The organism is Magnetococcales bacterium, from assembly GCA_015228935.1.
GTDB lineage: Bacteria > Pseudomonadota > Magnetococcia > Magnetococcales > DC0425bin3 > HA3dbin3.
In genome coordinates, this window is record JADGCO010000014.1 from 1 (window position 1) to 15893 (window position 15893).

Sequence of the window (15893 nt, forward strand, 5' to 3'; positions counted from 1 at the left end):
AAATTGGAGTCTGCGGTTTGTGGACGCCCAGTCACTGGAAGAGATATTCGCAGACCAGGTATGATATTCAGACTCATCCTTGGAAAAATATCAAAATATATGCATATCTGACATGACTCACAGAGAGATTTACCATCGACTCGTTTGCGAAGAAAATCAGGATATATTGTATCCTTTGATCCAAGAGGCATGCACGTCTATCGGATATAAATTTCTGGACATGAAAATATGCAGTTCAGATGGTTTCAAATACATAGAGTGTGACATCGACACTGAAGAAAAATTCCAGGGAGTCATGATTGGTTTTATTCTTGACATCAGGAATATTATACCAGAATATGACAAAGAAAGTTACTATTTACCTGTTGTCATGTTTTGCACAACATATCAAGAAAATATCAAAAAACTCCTTAACAAGGAAATCACGATAAAGCATGAGCTGATGCATGTAAGAGACGTTCTTGACATGATTGAAAAAGATCCAAAATACACTGAAAAAGTCGCAAAATACAGCATGAACAACGATACTATTTCTGTCAAGAATTTGCCGAAAAGTATCGAATTTGAAATATTCAGGCTGTTCAATCTTGAGCCGCAAGCATCAGAAGAAGATTATAAAAATGGGGAGAATTATGTGTTGATACCATTAAAAAACGGGGAAATTTATCGGATTGACGACATACCTTTGGATAAATACATCCGCATCGCGATTGCTTCTGATATTGAAAGAGTCAAGAATATTTACCTGAATAAATTCCCACGGAATCCCATGGTCAAGAAAATAATCCTTCACCACATAAGGCAAGCTGTGAAACGCCATGGTAAAAAAATTTTTGGAAGTGATTTGCCACATGTTTTAAAAAATTTACAATGAACATTCAAGCGAAAACCAAAAAAGCCTCTGTTCACTATAAACTTTATTCACGAGATGGAGAATCTACAATCCCCAGTCGCTCCATCACCAGAAAAATTTCCCGGCTGATCCAGGCATCGGTGGCGGCGTATTCGACCTGGTAGGGTTGCAGGTCTGGGGTTTCCCAATTGGAGCATTGTGCCCGTTTGGAGATTCGGAAACCAAACAGGGTGGCGGCCATGCTGCGCAAGCCACGGCTTTCCATGCCGGCCCGTTCGGCCACGACCCCCAGATCCATGAAACCCCGCGGCTCGAAGGCAAAGAGTGCCTGCAACTGGCGAATATCCTGATCCAGTCCCACGCCCACCTTGAGAATGCCTTCGTGGTTCAGAATACGCGCAAGCGGAATGAAATCCTCGATGCGATGCAACTGGAAGAGGATGACTTCGTTGGCACCGGCGAGCTGAATCAACGAGGGCTGGTGGGAAACTCCCTTGCGAAAAGCCGGTCGGGTTTCGGTATCGAACCCCAACACCCGCTCCTGACCCAGGGTGACAAGCGCCGCATCGATCTCTTCAGCCGAATGGACAAGACGCACCGGCCCGTTCCATCGTTTGATGGGCAGGCGGTTGATCTCCTCTCTGGTCAATTTGCGGGCATACTGCTCGGGTATGCCGGTGGCACTCATGAACCATCCTTTCGCCAAGGGTGAACCCGTGACTTGTTGGTATCACAAAAGGGTGTCCGAGGCAATTCCGGGAGTCAACTCAGGCCAGGAAAAAGAGAAACGGGCACCCAATTGGTATCATGCGGTTTGGAGTTGGCGTCCTTCTTTCAGCATGGCGGTCAGATCATCGGCAGGAACAGCGGCACTGAACAAGAATCCTTGCATTTCATTGCAGCGCAAATCCCGCAGGATGGCCAATTGGTCTTCCGTTTCCAGGCCTTCCACGACCACTGTCTGGTCCAGGCTGTGGGCCATGGCAATGATGGCACTGACGATGGCGGCATCACCCGGATTGTTGCTGATGTCACGGACAAAGGATCGGTCTATTTTCAGGGTTTTGAAGGGAAACTGCCGCAACTGGCTCAGAGACGAATATCCGGTGCCAAAATCATCAATGGAGAGTTTCACTCCCAATTGACTGATTCTGTTCAAAATTTTTACCGCCCGCTGCACATCCTCCATGATGGCGCTTTCGGTGATTTCCAGATCGAGCTGCGAAGGATCGATTTGATATTGCGTCAGCAGGTTTTCCACGATGGCGGCCAGGTCCTGCTTTCTGAATTGGACAGCCGAAAGGTTGACACCCACCCGGATCAGAGGCAGACCCATTTCCCGCCAGGCAGCGATTTGTTTACAGGCGGTTTGCAGGACCCACTCACCGATGGGCACAATCAACCCGGACTCTTCGGCCACCGGAATAAAATCACCCGGGGGAATCAGATTGCCATCCTTGAACCAGCGCACCAGGGCTTCGGCACCGATCACCTTGCCGGTCTTGAGATCCACCTGGGGCTGATAGTAAAGACGCATCTCCCCCCGTTCCACGGCATGGCGCAAACGATTTTCCAGATCGAACCGGCGTCGGGCGGTTTCCGTCATTTCGGCGGAGAAAAACTGATAGCTGTTGCGGCCTTTTTTCTTGGCATGGGCCAGGGCCGTGAAGGTGTTTTTCACGACTTCCTGGGCTTCAACCCCATCCTGGGGAAAAAGTGTGATGCCCATGGCGGCAGAAATTTCGACTTCCTGGCCATCCAGACGTAACGGCAGGGAGAGTCCTTCATAAACCTTGCGTGCCACGACCCCGGCATTGCGCACCGCGCCGGAGCCATCGTCAATTTCAGTGAGCAGCAAGGCAAACTCATCGGCACCGATTCGTGCCACGCTGTCGCTGGTTCGCAGGCAATGGATCAATCTTTTTGAAACTTCGACGAGCAGACGGTCCCCGAAAGCCGGACCAAGAGAGTCGTTGATCAACTTGAAGCGGTCCAGGTCCAGGAACATGGTCCCCACACTGCGATTCCGGCGCTTGGCCTGGGTCAGGGACTGCTGCAACCGGTCTTCGAAAAGCAGCCGATTGGCCAACCCGGTCAGAGGATCCAGACCCGAATTGTTGGTTTGTTCCTGGCTTTTGACTGGCAGGAAATCGACCAGGCGGGTCAGTTGCCCGACATAGAACCGCACCCTGTCCTGGCCTTTGGCCGGCAACAACGCATTGACCCGCAAACGTGCCCGCAGGATGGTGCCATCCTTGTCATGCGGCCTGAGATCCCCCTGCCAGAAGCCGCTGAACCAGATCTCTTCGAGCATGTCGTCAAAAAAGTCGGCATCCTCGCCCCATTGGCGCAAAAAACGCAGAATATTGCGACCTTCCAGATCGGCGGGACCGTATCCCAACAAACGACAAAGTGCCTGATTCACCCGACGAATGTTGCCCAACGAATCCACCACCAGGACCCCATCCTGCGTGTCGCTGAGGATCACTTCCAGCAGGCGGGTATTGAAAAAACCCGATTTGATTTTCAAGGTGTCATGCATCCCGGTCCCCTCCGGAAATGTGTCGGTCGGCGCGGATCATCTCCTCCATGGCCATGCGAATCCTGCCAACCCGCTCTGCCAGCGGGGGATGGGAATGATTCATGAAGACATAAAACGGATGCGGAGTCATATGCGACAGATGATCTTTTGCCAATTTTTTCAGCGCGTCAACAAGTGATTCGCCATCACCGCAGGTCCGGGCCGCAAACCGGTCGGCGGCATATTCGTGTTGCCGCGAACGCCATTTTAACAGCGGGGTCAACAACAATTCCACGGGTGTCATCAGCAAGGCAAAAAAAATCAGTCCTGCATGCACGGAAGGAACAGTCACATGGAAGGCCTTGTAAAGATCGGGCACCGTCAGACACAGTGACAGGAGGTAGAGCATCATACCCAGATTCAAGATACCAAGGAGCAGGGATTCATGGAGATGGCGCTGACGCCAATGGCCCACCTCATGAGCCAGGATTGCCTTCAGCTCTGATGATGTATACCCCTGGATCAGGGTATCAAACAAGACTATACGACGAAACCGACCGAAACCGGTAAAAAAAGCATTGGCCTTGGTGGAACGCCGTGAACCATCCATCACCACAATATCGGCCACGGGAAATCCGACCGAACGGGTATAGGTCAACAGGGTCTCCTTCAACTCCCCCTCCGGCAGGGGAGAAAACCGGTTGAACAGGGGCATCAACCAGATGGGCACAATGATTTGCATGAGCAGGGCAAATCCGGCCATCACCCCCCATCCTGCCAGCCAGGCCCCCGGTCCGAAACGTTCAAAAAGCAGAAGAATTCCAGCCAGCAGAGGCCCACCCAACACCAGCATGAGAAACAGTCCCTTGACGGAATCCAGGATGAAGGTTCCGATAGAGGTACGGTTGAAACCAAACCGGGCCTCCAGAACAAAGGTGGCATAAATGGTGAAAGGAAGAGAAAGGAATCGGCTTGCCAAGAGCAGGGTACCGATATAAAACAGACCCGATGCCAGGGGGCTCCATTGCAGCGTGCGCACGGTTGCATCCAACCAGGAAAAGCCGTGACCGAACCAAAACCCTGCCAAAATCGCCAGATCAAAAACGGCCTGCACCATATGCAGATGGGTCTGTGCCCGTATGTAGGTCTGGTGACGAAGGTATTGTTTGCCGTCGATGTCCTTGGCAAACTCTTCTGGAATGCCCTGGCGCAGGGATCGCAGGTTGAGTCCCTGTGCGACCAGATCAATGACCAGTCCAACCCCCAACGCCGTCAGGATCATCCAACCATGCAGATTCATTATGTCTCCACCCCCTGGTCACCACACCCTGGCCGGCAATTTACGCCAAACCAAAAAGAAACGCTGATTTTTTGAGCCATTTAAAGCATAATTACGCCATCATCACCAGCCACTTCGAGGAACGACATTGAAAAAAGGAATTATTTTGGCTGGCGGTAGCGGTTCCCGCCTGCACCCTGCCACCCTGCCCATTTCCAAACAGCTTCTGCCGATCTACGACAAGCCGATGATTTATTATGGCCTGTCGGTACTCATGCTGGCGGATGTGCGCCATATCCTGATCATTTCCACCCCCAAGGACCTGCCCCGCTTTCGGCAATTGCTGGGCGATGGCCCATCTCTCGGGTTGCAACTGGAGTATGCCGAGCAGGCCCATCCGGGAGGTCTTGCTCAGGCTTTCATCATTGGTCGGGAATTTATTGGCGACGATGCAGTCAGTCTGATCCTGGGAGACAACATTTTTTTTGGTCACGCCCTGCAACACAAGCTCCAAAGCTGCTCCAGCCGCAACTCGGGTGCAACCATCTTTGCCTATCCGGTCAAGGATCCTACCCGGTATGGCGTGGTCGAAGTGAATGACAAAGGCGTGGCCCTCACCCTGGAAGAAAAACCCGCCCGTCCCCGTTCCAATCTGGCCGTCACCGGTCTGTACTTCTATGATAATCAAGTTGTTGACATAGCCAATAAAATACTCCCATCTCCTCGCGGTGAACTGGAAATCACCGATGTCAACAAAACCTATCTGCAACAGGGTCAATTGCAGGTCGAAATGTTGGGACGCGGCCACGCCTGGCTGGATGCCGGAACCGAACAATCCATGTTGGAAGCCGCCAATTTTGTTGCTGCCATCGAGGGACGGCAGGGATTGCGCATCGGCTGTATCGAAGAGGTCGCCTGGCGCAAGGGGTGGATCTCCACCCAGGATTTGATCGCATGTGGACGCCGCATCCCCTCTTCGGGGTACGGCCAGTATCTGCTCGATCTTGCCCAAAACTCTCAATCCGTGCCACGTTCATCCGATTGACATCCAGGTCACGCACTCACACAATTTCGGGTTCAACTCCTTTGCCATAATAGTCTGGGACTCATAATCGTCATGGTAAAAAAAATATTCTCCCTCGCCATCCGGGTCGCCTTGGTTGGTGTGTGTCTGGTCTTTCTGTTGTGGGAACTGGACATGGAGCAAATGATGGCCACGTTTCGCACATTCGATCCCTGGCGCATGGCGATGATGGAGTTGGTCGTTCTGGCAACCCTGCTGGTCCCAACCCTGCGTCTGATGTTTCTGACCAGACATCGCATCAAGTTTCCTCTCTCCATGCAGGCCGTTGTTCTCTGTCTCGGTCTGAACAATATTTTTCCGGCCAAACTGGGTGAGTTGGCCAAGGTTTCCTTCCTCCGCCAAAAAGCCGATATTCCCATGAGTCATGGCCTGGGAATCGTTTTTTGGGAACGTTTTTTTGATTTGAATGCCGTCCTGCTCTTTGGGGTTATCACCGCCTACCTCCTGGATAAATCCCTCCTGCTGGTTCCCCTGACCATGGTGGTTGGAATTTTTTGGGTCTTTCTGGTCTTGAATAATTATTTTCCAAATATTTCACGTTTATTGTTGCGTCTGATTCCCCTGCCAATCTTGAAAAATTTTGTCGCTGCCATACTGGATCACCTTCAGGAACGTTTCGAATGGAAATTTTTATGGGTATTGGGCTGGTATACCCTGCTTGCATGGATGGCATACTCTGTGATGGTCTTCATTTTCCTGCTCTGGATTGCCGGACTGAATCTGACCGTTGCCCAGGTTGCTGCGGTATTTGTCATGTCTTCCATAGGAGTATCCCTGCCCTCATCGCCCGGGGGCCTGGGCGTTTATGAAGCGGCTATCGTTCTTTCCCTGGGATGGTTTGGCGTGGCCAAGGAGACGGCCCTGGTGGTCGGTCTGGCCATGCATCTGCTTCAGATGTTGCCGGTCATCATCGGCAGTCTGGCTATTTTGTTTGCCACCAAACTGGATCGGAATGAACTTTTGCGGATTAAACCCAGACAATCGTGAGGTCAAAACGGCGTGTATCCCCTTCTTGCCTTGTTGCCCCATCTGGAGGCTGTGGTCGTCGGTGTGACCTTGGTGGTCCTGCTGGTCGGCTTTATCGCCATCCGCACCCAACAGGTTGCCCTGCACAAAAAATGTATGCTTGGAGCCTCCGTGCTTTCCGTCGTTTTTCTGGTTCTCTACTTGACGGATCATGCCATGACCGGCATGCGACCCTTTCCAGGAACCGGCTGGTTGCGTCCGACTTTTTTCACCATCCTGATCACGCACGTTGGCGCTGCCATCTCCCTTCTGCCACTGCTTTTTTTGACCTTGCGCCACGCTTTGCACCAACGATGGCCGGAACATCACCGGCTGGCTCATCGGACCCTGCCCATCTGGTTCTATGTCACATCGACCGGCCTTGTGGTCTATCTGATGACCCACCATCTGCCCCATTCTTGAATATTGCATATCTGGATACCTGCCCATGAACGCATTCGACAACTCTTCTGGCGCTTCCTCTGGACTCTCCGACAAGGATTTCAAGCGACTGAGCGATTTCATCTATCAACAGGCCGGTATTCTGATGCCGATGTCCAAGAAGACCATGCTCACTGCCCGAATCCAAAAGCGCCTGCGCACCCTGGGCATGCACTCTTTCCCGGAATATGTGGAAATGGTCCTCGATCCCCGCCACAAGGGAGAGGAACTGATCAACTTCATCGATGCCGTCACAACCAACAAAACAGACTTTTTCCGGGAACCCAACCATTTTGACTATCTGAAAGGAACCGTGCTGCCGGAACTGCTGCAAACCACGGGGGCTGGCCTGCAACGCCGACTCATGGTCTGGAGCGCGGCCTGCTCCACGGGAGAAGAACCCTATACCTTGGCCATGGTGATCAAAGAGTTCGGCGAAACAACAGGAAAAAATTTCAACGCCAACATTCTGGCCACCGATCTCTCCACCAAGGTTCTTAAAAAAGCCGCCATGGGCGTTTATGAAATGGAAAAGGTGGCCCCCGTACCCATGCACTTGAAAAAAAAGTATATGTTGAAAAACAAAAACCCCCACAAACCCATGGTCAAAATGGGCCAGGATTTGCGCTCCATGATCCGGTTTCAGCAACTGAATTTCATGGACAATGATTATGGCCTCAAAGAACGCATCGATGTCATTTTCTGTCGTAACGCCATCATCTATTTTGATCGCCCCACCACCCAGGCCATCATCAATAAATTCTGCCGCTATCTGATACCGGGGGGATACCTCTTTGTCGGCCATTCAGAAACCCTGAACAACTTGAAAGTACCCGTAGTCCAGGTCGCACCCACCATCTATCAGCTACCAAAAAATTAAGTAACTATTCAGCATCTCCATTTAAAACGTTTGAAAAACTGGGATGGGGGTCCAGGGGGAAGGGCTGTGCCCTTCCCCCTGGCAGGGTTTGGGGCGGAACCCCAACAAGGTCTTTTATATCAAATCCTTTTTTTTGCAAGGGTTCTGAATAGATACAAAATTAATAATAAATGAAAGCACCGCAACTGCGGCGCTATTCCAGGCCAATCCTCATTCGTGCAATGCTGGAGCATCCGGCAAAGTGAGCGGCGTGGACACAGGCAACGCCTCTCCCGCAACCGTAAAAGCCCGACTCAAAGGAAAGTGCAAGGAAGGCCACTCTCCTTTGACCAGATTGGTCACTTCCGCTCCTCGAAATACCAAATATCCGTAAGGACCATAATGAGGTATTTTACGGGCCAAGGTCATCCAGGTTTCCGGTGTACCTGTCAATACCCGTACCAGGGTTAGTTCGGGTTGCCCCGGATGGGTCAAAACCAGCACAAGGCTGTGATCGTGGCGGGAATAACTTTGACCAGCAATACGCACCTTGTCGGCCTCCAGAATAACGCCGAGTTGGTCCAGGGTTTTTGTCAGGAGTGGATCGAAACGACTGCTCGTGCCAGTCAACCAGACCACCCCCTCACTCGGTAAGGAAATCTGTTCACCTTTCTCGGAAACCAAAACCGGTTCCCCCTTCCCGGATTCCAAAACCGGTTCCCTCTTCTCGGCTGTCAAAGGCGGCTCCCTCTTCCCGGATTCCAAAATCTGCCCCGAGGTGATGGAAACCGATACTCCCCACTGTTTTCCCACCTCCTGGATGACCGGCAACAGGGACTGGTCTTCGTCCCCTTCATGCAAAATCAAGCTGTTTCTGGCCGCAAATGCCCGGGAAAGAGTGGGGGGTTGTTCCGCCGCATGCAGGCGTCGCAACAGGTCGAACCGGGGATCCACATCCAGCCGCAGGGGAGTTTGCGCAAACTCCCAAACAAAATTTTGTTCCAGCTCCGTAAAACGAATTTTTTCCATCCGGATGGCATCGACACCTGCCAGGGTTATGGCAACCGGTACGGTCCATTGCAGGGCTGGTGGTGTCTGGGCAAGGGTTAATGTCAATTGCTGGCGTTGGTTGGCCGTCCGGGTCACTTTGGCCTGCACCAGAGAAAGAGTCGGTATCCCGGTCCGGGTGAGCCATTGCTGAAAAAAATCTTCAAAATGACGGCCCGTTACAGCGTCGAATGCCTGACGCAGGTCGGTATAAGAGGCTTTGCGGAAACGATTGTCCCGGAAAAAACGCTGCAATCCCGCCAAAAAAAGCTTGTCGCCCATCTCCTGCCGCAACATGTGAAAAAACATCATCGCCTTGTCATAACCAACGGCCTGGGAAACGTTGTCGTGGCGTCCCAGAAAGCGATTCAGGGGAAAATCGTTGTCATCCTGGACAAAGCTGGTCAATTTTCCCAGGGCCTGCCGCCGAAAGAGCCAGGCTTTGCCTTTTTCCTCCCGTCCATGATGATCCGCCAGATAGGCCGTCAACCCTTCACTCCAGTTGCCTTCCTGAAGGTTGACAAAGACCCCATTCCCCCACCAGTTATGAAGAATTTCATGGGGATAGGAAGTTTCAAGAATGAAGGGCAGGCGCAACACCCGGCTGCCCAGCAGGGTAAAAGAGGGCATCCCGTAGCCGCTCTCCCAAAAATTTTCCACGACGGCAAACTTGGGGTAGGGATAAGGCCCGAGCAGGGCAGCATAGCGACGCAGATAGTGCCGGGCCAGGGCCAGAAAACGTTCGGCCAGGGCCGGATCCGCTTCCCGCAGAAAGACCATGAGTTCAACGCCATCGGCCTGGCTGGCATATTCAATCCAGGGTGCGGCGATGAGGTGGAGTTCATCCGTGGGTTGGGCGACGTGCCAGCGCGTCAGGAATTGGCTCTCCGGGGTGACTCCCGGAACCCTCTCTCTGGATCCCTGGGAGACAACCTGCCAGCCCGGCGGCACTGACACACTGAGATCATAGGTAACCAGGGACTCTGCAAATTCAGGCACCCAACCAGAACCATCCGCCAAAAACACCCCTTTATCGCTGATATGGCCCGGCGTGGTCTCATGCCCACCGCGATAGGATTTTGCCTGTGCAGTCAATGGATGATGGATTGTGCCCTGATAGTGCAGGGTCAACATCAGGGGTCCTCGGTTGTCGCCGGGAAGATCAATCGTGTAACGACGCAAATGGGAAGGATCGGCCCCCACATTCGCAACTGGATGCACGGGTGGTTCGGCGGCAATGATTTCCAGATTGGCATGCAGCCAAAAACCGATTTGTTCCAGCGCCGCAACATCCGGAATCCGCACGGTATCGCGTCCTTCCAAAAAATGGCGGGCCGGATCCAACGCCACCTCAACCTGATGATGCAACAGGCCCGTGACCGGCTCGGCCCGGGATAAATCAATATTTAACATACTGAAAAAAAACAGAAAAAATATCATCATCCGGACCATGGGAATGTCCTGCTCTCTGGAGTTGGAAATCACGACCAAACGAAAGCATATCATGGATACGGAAAAATCATGATAGAATGGCGTGAGAATCCGGCATACAAAAAAAATCCTGGGAGATCCGACATGCAACTGATCGATGTGCGCGAAGCCAACGGCCAACTCACCGAGTTGGTCAAGAAAGCTGTCAAAGGTGAAGAGGTGATTCTGACCGAGGATGGCCAACCGTGCGTCAAACTGGTCGTCATGGAACCGGTCCTGGATCCCGCCCTGGCAAGGCAACCCAGAAAACCCGGCAGCGCAATAGGAAAAATTCTCTATATAGCCCCTGATTTTGATGCACCATTGGAGGATTTCAAGGATTATATGTAATGCAGATTCTGCTGGATACCCATGTGTTTTTGTGGTGGATCAACAGTCCCAACCACTTGTCAGGCCATGCCAGGGATTTGCTGTCCAATCCGCAAAACAGCTTTATCCTCAGTCTGGTCAGTGTCTGGGAATTGGCAATCAAGATCAGGCTTGGAAAACTCCATTTTTCTGAACCTCTCGACCAGTTTGTATCCTGTGAAGTGACAGGCAATCAATTCCATCATCTGGACATCAAACTCCAGCATGTCACCAGGGTTGCCACTTTGCCGTTGCATCACCGGGATCCATTTGACCGGTTGCTCATTGCCCAATCCCTGGTGGAAGAGATGCCGATTTTATCCGCTGATGGCACTTTTGATTCCTATGGTGTCACACGGCTTTGGTCATCATAATCGATACGCAGGCAGGGGCGGAGCAGCCCGATCCATCCGGCTGGATGCCGATCAAGATAGGAGAATTGACGACGATGATGCAGCGCAAAGGTGGTTACAAAATGGGCTGGCTTGGACTCTGGATCGTGCTGGGCGGCATGCTGGCAAACCCGTTACCGCTGACGGCTGAAGAAGCCGCCATACCGGATCAGCTCGCATCCGGGACCACCCTGGCTGATTTTCAAAAGCGGGAACGCACGGTTGCGGCCCTGCTGGAATCCTATCACCGTTTGCTGGGTGTCCGGGGTCAGAAAGCGGATGTTTCCGAGCAGGAGATCCGGTCTCTTCTGGAAAAAGCCAAAGCCCAGGTGGCCCATGACAAACTGGCCGAGGGACATGCCACCCTGGAGGAGACCTATATAAAAATTCGCACGGCCATCAAAAGCCTGCAAACCGCAAAAAGCCCCCTGGCTGCGGACAACAAGGATGCCGGTGCCTCGGAAAAAATTGTGGCTGAGCGTGAGTATACCCGCCTGCGCAGCAGTTTTCAGGCCTTGCAGGAGGCCCGGCAACGGATCAGTCGGGAAAAAGGGGTTGATCCACGCGCCTGGGCAGACAACAAACAGGTGCAAACCTGGGATCAGGAAGCCCTTTCCCTGGCCAAAAAGGAGCGTTTTGTCGAGGCCAGGAACGTGCTGAATCAGGCTTATGTCCTGACCCGGAGTGCGGTCCATGCCTTGCGGTCGGGAACGGGCGAAAAACACGCGCCCTTGCCCCTGCCGGCTGAGGATACCGAAAAAAACCGGCAGGATTATGCCAAACGGGTACGCAGCATGGAGGCTCTTCTGGCCACTTATACGGAAATTGCCCGCGCCAAGGGCCAGAACGAGGATGCCGAAACCCTGGCCAAGCGGGTGCGAACCGTGCTGGAACAGGCTGCCACTTCCGCTTCAGAGGGTCACATCAACCAAGCCATGCTGACCCTCGACAGTGCCTACCTGGAAATCAAGCAGTCCTTGATCCATCTACGCAAGGGAGACTCTCCGACCGTCGAAAAGGCCATCTGGGGAGATGAAAATTCCCCCAAGGCCCAGGCAGACTTCCAAAAAAAGATGGCGTCCTTGCGTGCCCTGACCGCCGCGCATCAACGCATCAGTCAGGAAAAAAACCTGCAGGCCGCCGAACAGGCCATCCAGGATCAGGTGCAAAAGGAGATGGCTGCGGCAACCAGGCTTGCCGAACAGGGAGAAACGGCTCGGGGCCGCATGCTGCTTGACCAGGCTTATGTCCAGATGCGGGATGCCGTGGAACATCTTCGGCAGGGCGAGACCCTGGTGCGTTCCCTGCATTTTGCCAGCAAGGAAGAGGAATATCACTATGAGGTGGACCGCAACGACTCCTACCTGATGTTGACGCGCCTGCTCATGGCCAACAAGCCCCCGGCAGTGGCCAAAAGCGTCGAGTCCCTGCTTCCGGAGTCCGCCCGCTTGCGGCAGCAGGCCGAAGCCGAGGCGGCGGCTGGCCAGTTTGCGCAGAGCGTTACCTCCATGGAACAGGCCACCGAGGTTCTCATTCGTGCCTTGCGGCTGGCCGGGGTGCCGATTCCGGGATAGCAGGCTGGGGTGATCATTAATTGCTTGCCACGGCAGGTCGAGCGCGGCGTAGAAATTCTTGTTTCGGTTTACCTGGGCGCATCAAGCGGCACAGAGCGGAACGATATTCTCCAGACCCGGAAGCGCATTTTTTGCAACGGCAAGATCGTAGCGGTTTTGGAGAGCGAGCCAGAATTCAGGGGTGGTACCCAAAACCCTGGCCAGTCGTAAGGCCGAATCGGCAGTGATGGCACGTTTGCCGCGAATAATCTGGCTGATGCGCAAGGCTGGCACGCCCATGGTCTTGGCAAGACGGTACTGCGTGATGGCCAACGGTCTCATGAAATCTTCCAATAAAATTTCACCGGGATGCGTGAGTGGGACTGTTGCCGCCAGCGTATCGACCACATCGGAAAAATCAATACGGTCCAAATCCTCGCGCCGAATCGTCATGATTCCTGCCTCCCACAATTTACCGCGTGCCCGCTCGAGTACATCGAATGGCACCGTGCGTACCCGGAGTCCCTGAAACCTTCTTCGAAAAAGATAGATTCAGTAGAACACTGTCGCCTTTCACCTCGGCACGAGCTTGATCTCCAAGCGGCAGCCAACGGCGTCTGCATATCGGCGCAGAGTGGCAATAGACGGAGAATGTTTGGCCTTGCCACCTCCCGCTTCCAATCGTGATACGGATGGAATCTTGCTCCCCATCTTTTCCGCCACTTGGGCCTGTGTCATTCCGGCATTCTTTCGCGCCGCAAACAATTCGTCAAACAATCGGAACTCGTCATCCAAGGCGTCGTGTGCCGTCTTGAACTCTGGGTCAATCATCCATTCAGCCATCGTTGCGTCCACATCGAACGCGACCGGTTCGTATTGCTCATTGCCCATGTTTCACCTCTTTCATCCTCCGAACGGCAGTTGCCAGTTCAGTTGGTGGTGTCTTGTCCGTTTTTTTGATAAACCCGTGCAGAATGATAATCTTTCGTCTAACGAGAAAACAGAAGAAGGCTCTTCCGATACCCTCTCGTCCCTTGGCGCGGATCTCAAATAACCCATTACCAATCGCACGAGTGAATGGCATCCCCAGATTTGGCCCGTTAGATTGCATCCTTTGCGCAATGCGGATAAACACAGCACGGACACCTCGGGGCCATGCGTAGATTTCCTGCCTCACTTCACCACTGAAAAACTCAAGATCCCATTTCATAGGGAAACGATTTACCAAATATGTTAACGCACGTCAACAAATTTTCCTTGACATCCGCCCCTCGGCCACCCCGCGTTCGAGCCTGAACCAGAATGTGAGAAAAATATTGAAAATGTTATTTAATTTAACGATTTCCCCAATTTTCCTGACCATGCTGGCCGAAAGGATGATCTGGGCCCATTTTTTCTTGCTGCGGCAAAGTCGAGCGATGCGCAGAAATCTTTATATCAGTTTACCAACTGGTTACACATCTATATCTCCAATATCTTTCTTGATTTCTTCAAAAAAGCAGCATCGCGAACAATGGTTGGTGAATTTATCATCAAATTCAATATTTAGATCATCTTTCGACAAAGTTCCATCAATAAACGCACAAAATCTCCCACCATTTTTTCCACCAAAAACTCCGTCATGTTCGCATGATATCCCAGCAGGACATCTATCTTCTTTTCCGCATGCGTTATACTCCCAGCAATTTTTTTTATTATTTACATTGATACAGCCTGATTTCCGCATAACATGATTTATTTTTTTAGAAATAACTAATTTTTCTAATGTGCTTTTGTTGCTCAATTTTATTTCTTGGGTGATCTCATTAAAAATACTAACAAAATTTTCTAGTTTAATATGTGATCCAGAAGCAATATTTTTAAAAACCTTACCTCGCGAATATATAACAACACTATTAAAATTTATTTTAACAAAACATTTTGTACCAACTGGAAACATATTGTCAATCTCAAACAAACAAGTGCTTGATGTAATTTCTCTAAGATATCCAACTGTTTTGTAAGCTCCCTCATAAATAATGTCGGCCTCATATATTTTATCGCAAATAAATGATCCATCTATTCCGAGATATACATCGTCATCATTATAAGCTATTCCCATTTATTCTCTTCCTTGGTATATTTCTAAAATCTACGCTAAACATGAGCAGGCATCTACTGTAAACATATATATAAACACAAGCACCATGATTATCTTTAAATAATCACGGAGGAAAAAATTCTAAATTATACTCACAAATACCAATTTGAGAAACTAATAAATCTTCATGATACCCATGATTTAGAATAACTTTTTTTTCTTTATTTTGATCTTTGACAATCAAGTCGAATGTTGACTTATCTCCAATAACGCTTAAATTTTTATTATTACAGACTAGATTGTTTGCTTTTCTATAGGCAAAAGGATCTATTCTAACTGTTTCTCCATTACAAATCCTGCAAACTCTTTCCGGTATATCACAAAAACAGCTAGTAATATTTAGTTTGTGCAAAAGACCTAAATTGACCAAAGTTCTATAGGTCCCATTTCTCGCATTTCTCATTGATATTTTGTATTTTCTTTCCTTAGAATTATTCATATAATATAGAAGTATACCAATTAATTTGCTATCAATTGATTGTAATTTAGATAAATCTATTATATATTTATATCCATCTTTGTTTGTTTTTTCAATTAAATTTAAAACTTCATTGCATTCTATAAAATTAGATTTTTCTGATAGCGTAATAACGTGCAATTTTTTATCTTTACATTCATAGTTAATCATATCACATATCCATTAACTTTAAAGTGGTACGGTTTCTGAACAGATCTACAGCCATGTTAAAAAACATTAATCATCACAGATATACATTTATATACATCAACCTGCAACGAATCACAATAACAATTATTTATTACTCAATTTAAATCTTTCACTTGTTGCCGAGAGAGAGAGAGAGAGAGAGAGAGAGTTAACGCATTGTAAATAAATATATTTAATAAAATTCACTCCATGCAGATGAAACATTTTCCACAC

The 15893-nt window shown here is 50.4% G+C and carries 17 protein-coding genes; 8 read left to right on the forward strand and 9 right to left on the reverse strand.

Features of this window, described 5'->3' with window-relative positions; genetic code table 11:
- Positions 1–175 precede the first annotated feature (175 nt).
- Positions 176–874, forward strand: a complete 699-nt coding sequence (locus HQL65_05640) for a hypothetical protein (protein MBF0135702.1) — start codon at positions 176–178, stop codon at positions 872–874.
- A gap of 43 nt (positions 875–917) precedes the next feature.
- On the opposite strand, the gene HQL65_05645 is transcribed toward HQL65_05640, so the two are convergent.
- The 3 genes from HQL65_05645 to HQL65_05655 all read right to left on the reverse strand — a co-directional run bounded on the left by HQL65_05645 (position 918) and on the right by HQL65_05655 (position 4674).
- Positions 918–1541 carry a 3'-5' exonuclease domain-containing protein 2 gene (locus HQL65_05645; protein MBF0135703.1) on the reverse strand — a complete coding sequence of 208 codons (624 nt, stop codon included), beginning with the start codon at positions 1539–1541 and terminating at the stop codon, positions 918–920.
- Between the two features lie 117 nt (positions 1542–1658).
- Positions 1659–3395, reverse strand: coding sequence for an EAL domain-containing protein (locus HQL65_05650; GenBank protein MBF0135704.1), 1737 nt, complete (start codon positions 3393–3395; stop codon positions 1659–1661).
- Positions 3388–4674 (reverse strand): M48 family metallopeptidase, encoded by a 1287-nt coding sequence (locus tag HQL65_05655; protein MBF0135705.1) that lies wholly within the window; start codon positions 4672–4674, stop codon positions 3388–3390. The genes HQL65_05650 and HQL65_05655 overlap by 8 nt, the downstream gene beginning before the upstream one ends.
- Before the next feature lie 127 nt (positions 4675–4801).
- Between HQL65_05655 and rfbA the strand changes: the two genes are divergently transcribed.
- The 4 genes from rfbA to HQL65_05675 all read left to right on the forward strand — a co-directional run bounded on the left by rfbA (position 4802) and on the right by HQL65_05675 (position 8063).
- A complete protein-coding gene (rfbA, locus tag HQL65_05660; protein MBF0135706.1) occupies positions 4802–5698 on the forward strand; it encodes a glucose-1-phosphate thymidylyltransferase RfbA in 897 nt (298 codons plus the stop codon).
- Positions 5699–5770: 72 nt separating this feature from the next.
- The gene (locus HQL65_05665) at positions 5771–6724 is read left to right on the forward strand and encodes a flippase-like domain-containing protein (GenBank protein MBF0135707.1); all 954 of its coding nucleotides are present in this window, start codon (positions 5771–5773) and stop codon (positions 6722–6724) included.
- A gap of 12 nt (positions 6725–6736) precedes the next feature.
- Positions 6737–7165, forward strand: a complete 429-nt coding sequence (locus HQL65_05670; protein MBF0135708.1) for a DUF420 domain-containing protein — start codon at positions 6737–6739, stop codon at positions 7163–7165.
- 25 nt (positions 7166–7190) lie between these two features.
- Entirely contained in the window at positions 7191–8063 is an 873-nt protein-coding gene (locus HQL65_05675; protein ID MBF0135709.1) for a chemotaxis protein CheR, read from the forward strand.
- A 210-nt stretch (positions 8064–8273) separates the two neighbouring features.
- Here HQL65_05675 and HQL65_05680 read toward each other — a convergent pair whose 3' ends face one another.
- Complete coding sequence (locus HQL65_05680; protein ID MBF0135710.1) at positions 8274–10541, reverse strand: M1 family peptidase; 2268 nt, start codon at positions 10539–10541, stop codon at positions 8274–8276.
- Between the two features lie 123 nt (positions 10542–10664).
- On the opposite strand from HQL65_05680, the gene HQL65_05685 reads away from it, so the two are divergent.
- The 3 genes from HQL65_05685 (at position 10665) to HQL65_05695 (ending at position 12894) form a co-directional block, all read left to right on the forward strand.
- Positions 10665–10910, forward strand: a complete 246-nt coding sequence (locus HQL65_05685; protein ID MBF0135711.1) for a type II toxin-antitoxin system prevent-host-death family antitoxin — start codon at positions 10665–10667, stop codon at positions 10908–10910.
- A complete protein-coding gene (locus HQL65_05690) occupies positions 10910–11302 on the forward strand; it encodes a type II toxin-antitoxin system VapC family toxin (protein MBF0135712.1) in 393 nt (130 codons plus the stop codon). Before HQL65_05685 ends, HQL65_05690 begins: the two co-directional genes overlap by 1 nt.
- 74 nt (positions 11303–11376) lie before the next feature.
- On the forward strand, positions 11377–12894 hold the full coding sequence (locus tag HQL65_05695) for a hypothetical protein (GenBank protein MBF0135713.1): 1518 nt from the start codon (positions 11377–11379) through the stop codon (positions 12892–12894).
- An 81-nt stretch (positions 12895–12975) separates the two neighbouring features.
- Here the strand turns inward: HQL65_05695 and HQL65_05700 are convergent, their stop codons facing one another.
- The 5 genes from HQL65_05700 to HQL65_05720 form a co-directional block, all read right to left on the reverse strand.
- Positions 12976–13326 carry a HigA family addiction module antidote protein gene (locus HQL65_05700; GenBank protein MBF0135714.1) on the reverse strand — a complete coding sequence of 117 codons (351 nt, stop codon included), beginning with the start codon at positions 13324–13326 and terminating at the stop codon, positions 12976–12978.
- Positions 13327–13446: 120 nt separating this feature from the next.
- Positions 13447–13716 carry a helix-turn-helix transcriptional regulator gene (locus HQL65_05705; protein ID MBF0135715.1) on the reverse strand — a complete coding sequence of 90 codons (270 nt, stop codon included), beginning with the start codon at positions 13714–13716 and terminating at the stop codon, positions 13447–13449.
- Between the two features lie 37 nt (positions 13717–13753).
- The gene (locus tag HQL65_05710; protein ID MBF0135716.1) at positions 13754–14083 is read right to left on the reverse strand and encodes a type II toxin-antitoxin system RelE/ParE family toxin; all 330 of its coding nucleotides are present in this window, start codon (positions 14081–14083) and stop codon (positions 13754–13756) included.
- Positions 14084–14326: 243 nt separating this feature from the next.
- Positions 14327–14974: a hypothetical protein gene (locus HQL65_05715; GenBank protein MBF0135717.1), complete on the reverse strand. Its 648-nt coding sequence runs from the start codon at positions 14972–14974 to the stop codon at positions 14327–14329.
- Between the two features lie 103 nt (positions 14975–15077).
- A complete protein-coding gene (locus tag HQL65_05720) occupies positions 15078–15641 on the reverse strand; it encodes a hypothetical protein (GenBank protein MBF0135718.1) in 564 nt (187 codons plus the stop codon).
- Positions 15642–15893 lie beyond the last annotated feature (252 nt).

Excerpts from the sequence above, each read along its gene's own strand:
- HQL65_05690 (MBF0135712.1), top strand. The coding sequence starts at position 10,910 with ATGCAGATTCTGCTGGATACCCATGTGTTTTTGTGGTGGATCAACAGT.
- HQL65_05700 (MBF0135714.1), bottom strand. The coding sequence starts at position 13,326 with ATGACGATTCGGCGCGAGGATTTGGACCGTATTGATTTTTCCGATGTG.
- HQL65_05675 (MBF0135709.1), top strand. The coding sequence starts at position 7,191 with ATGAACGCATTCGACAACTCTTCTGGCGCTTCCTCTGGACTCTCCGAC.
- HQL65_05705 (MBF0135715.1), bottom strand. The coding sequence starts at position 13,716 with ATGGCTGAATGGATGATTGACCCAGAGTTCAAGACGGCACACGACGCC.
- HQL65_05710 (MBF0135716.1), bottom strand. The coding sequence starts at position 14,083 with ATGAAATGGGATCTTGAGTTTTTCAGTGGTGAAGTGAGGCAGGAAATC.
- HQL65_05655 (MBF0135705.1), bottom strand. The coding sequence starts at position 4,674 with ATGAATCTGCATGGTTGGATGATCCTGACGGCGTTGGGGGTTGGACTG.
- HQL65_05665 (MBF0135707.1), top strand. The coding sequence starts at position 5,771 with ATGGTAAAAAAAATATTCTCCCTCGCCATCCGGGTCGCCTTGGTTGGT.
- HQL65_05680 (MBF0135710.1), bottom strand. The coding sequence starts at position 10,541 with ATGGTCCGGATGATGATATTTTTTCTGTTTTTTTTCAGTATGTTAAAT.
- HQL65_05685 (MBF0135711.1), top strand. The coding sequence starts at position 10,665 with ATGCAACTGATCGATGTGCGCGAAGCCAACGGCCAACTCACCGAGTTG.
- HQL65_05645 (MBF0135703.1), bottom strand. The coding sequence starts at position 1,541 with ATGAGTGCCACCGGCATACCCGAGCAGTATGCCCGCAAATTGACCAGA.
- HQL65_05720 (MBF0135718.1), bottom strand. The coding sequence starts at position 15,641 with ATGATTAACTATGAATGTAAAGATAAAAAATTGCACGTTATTACGCTA.
- HQL65_05695 (MBF0135713.1), top strand. The coding sequence starts at position 11,377 with ATGATGCAGCGCAAAGGTGGTTACAAAATGGGCTGGCTTGGACTCTGG.
- HQL65_05715 (MBF0135717.1), bottom strand. The coding sequence starts at position 14,974 with ATGGGAATAGCTTATAATGATGACGATGTATATCTCGGAATAGATGGA.
- HQL65_05650 (MBF0135704.1), bottom strand. The coding sequence starts at position 3,395 with ATGCATGACACCTTGAAAATCAAATCGGGTTTTTTCAATACCCGCCTG.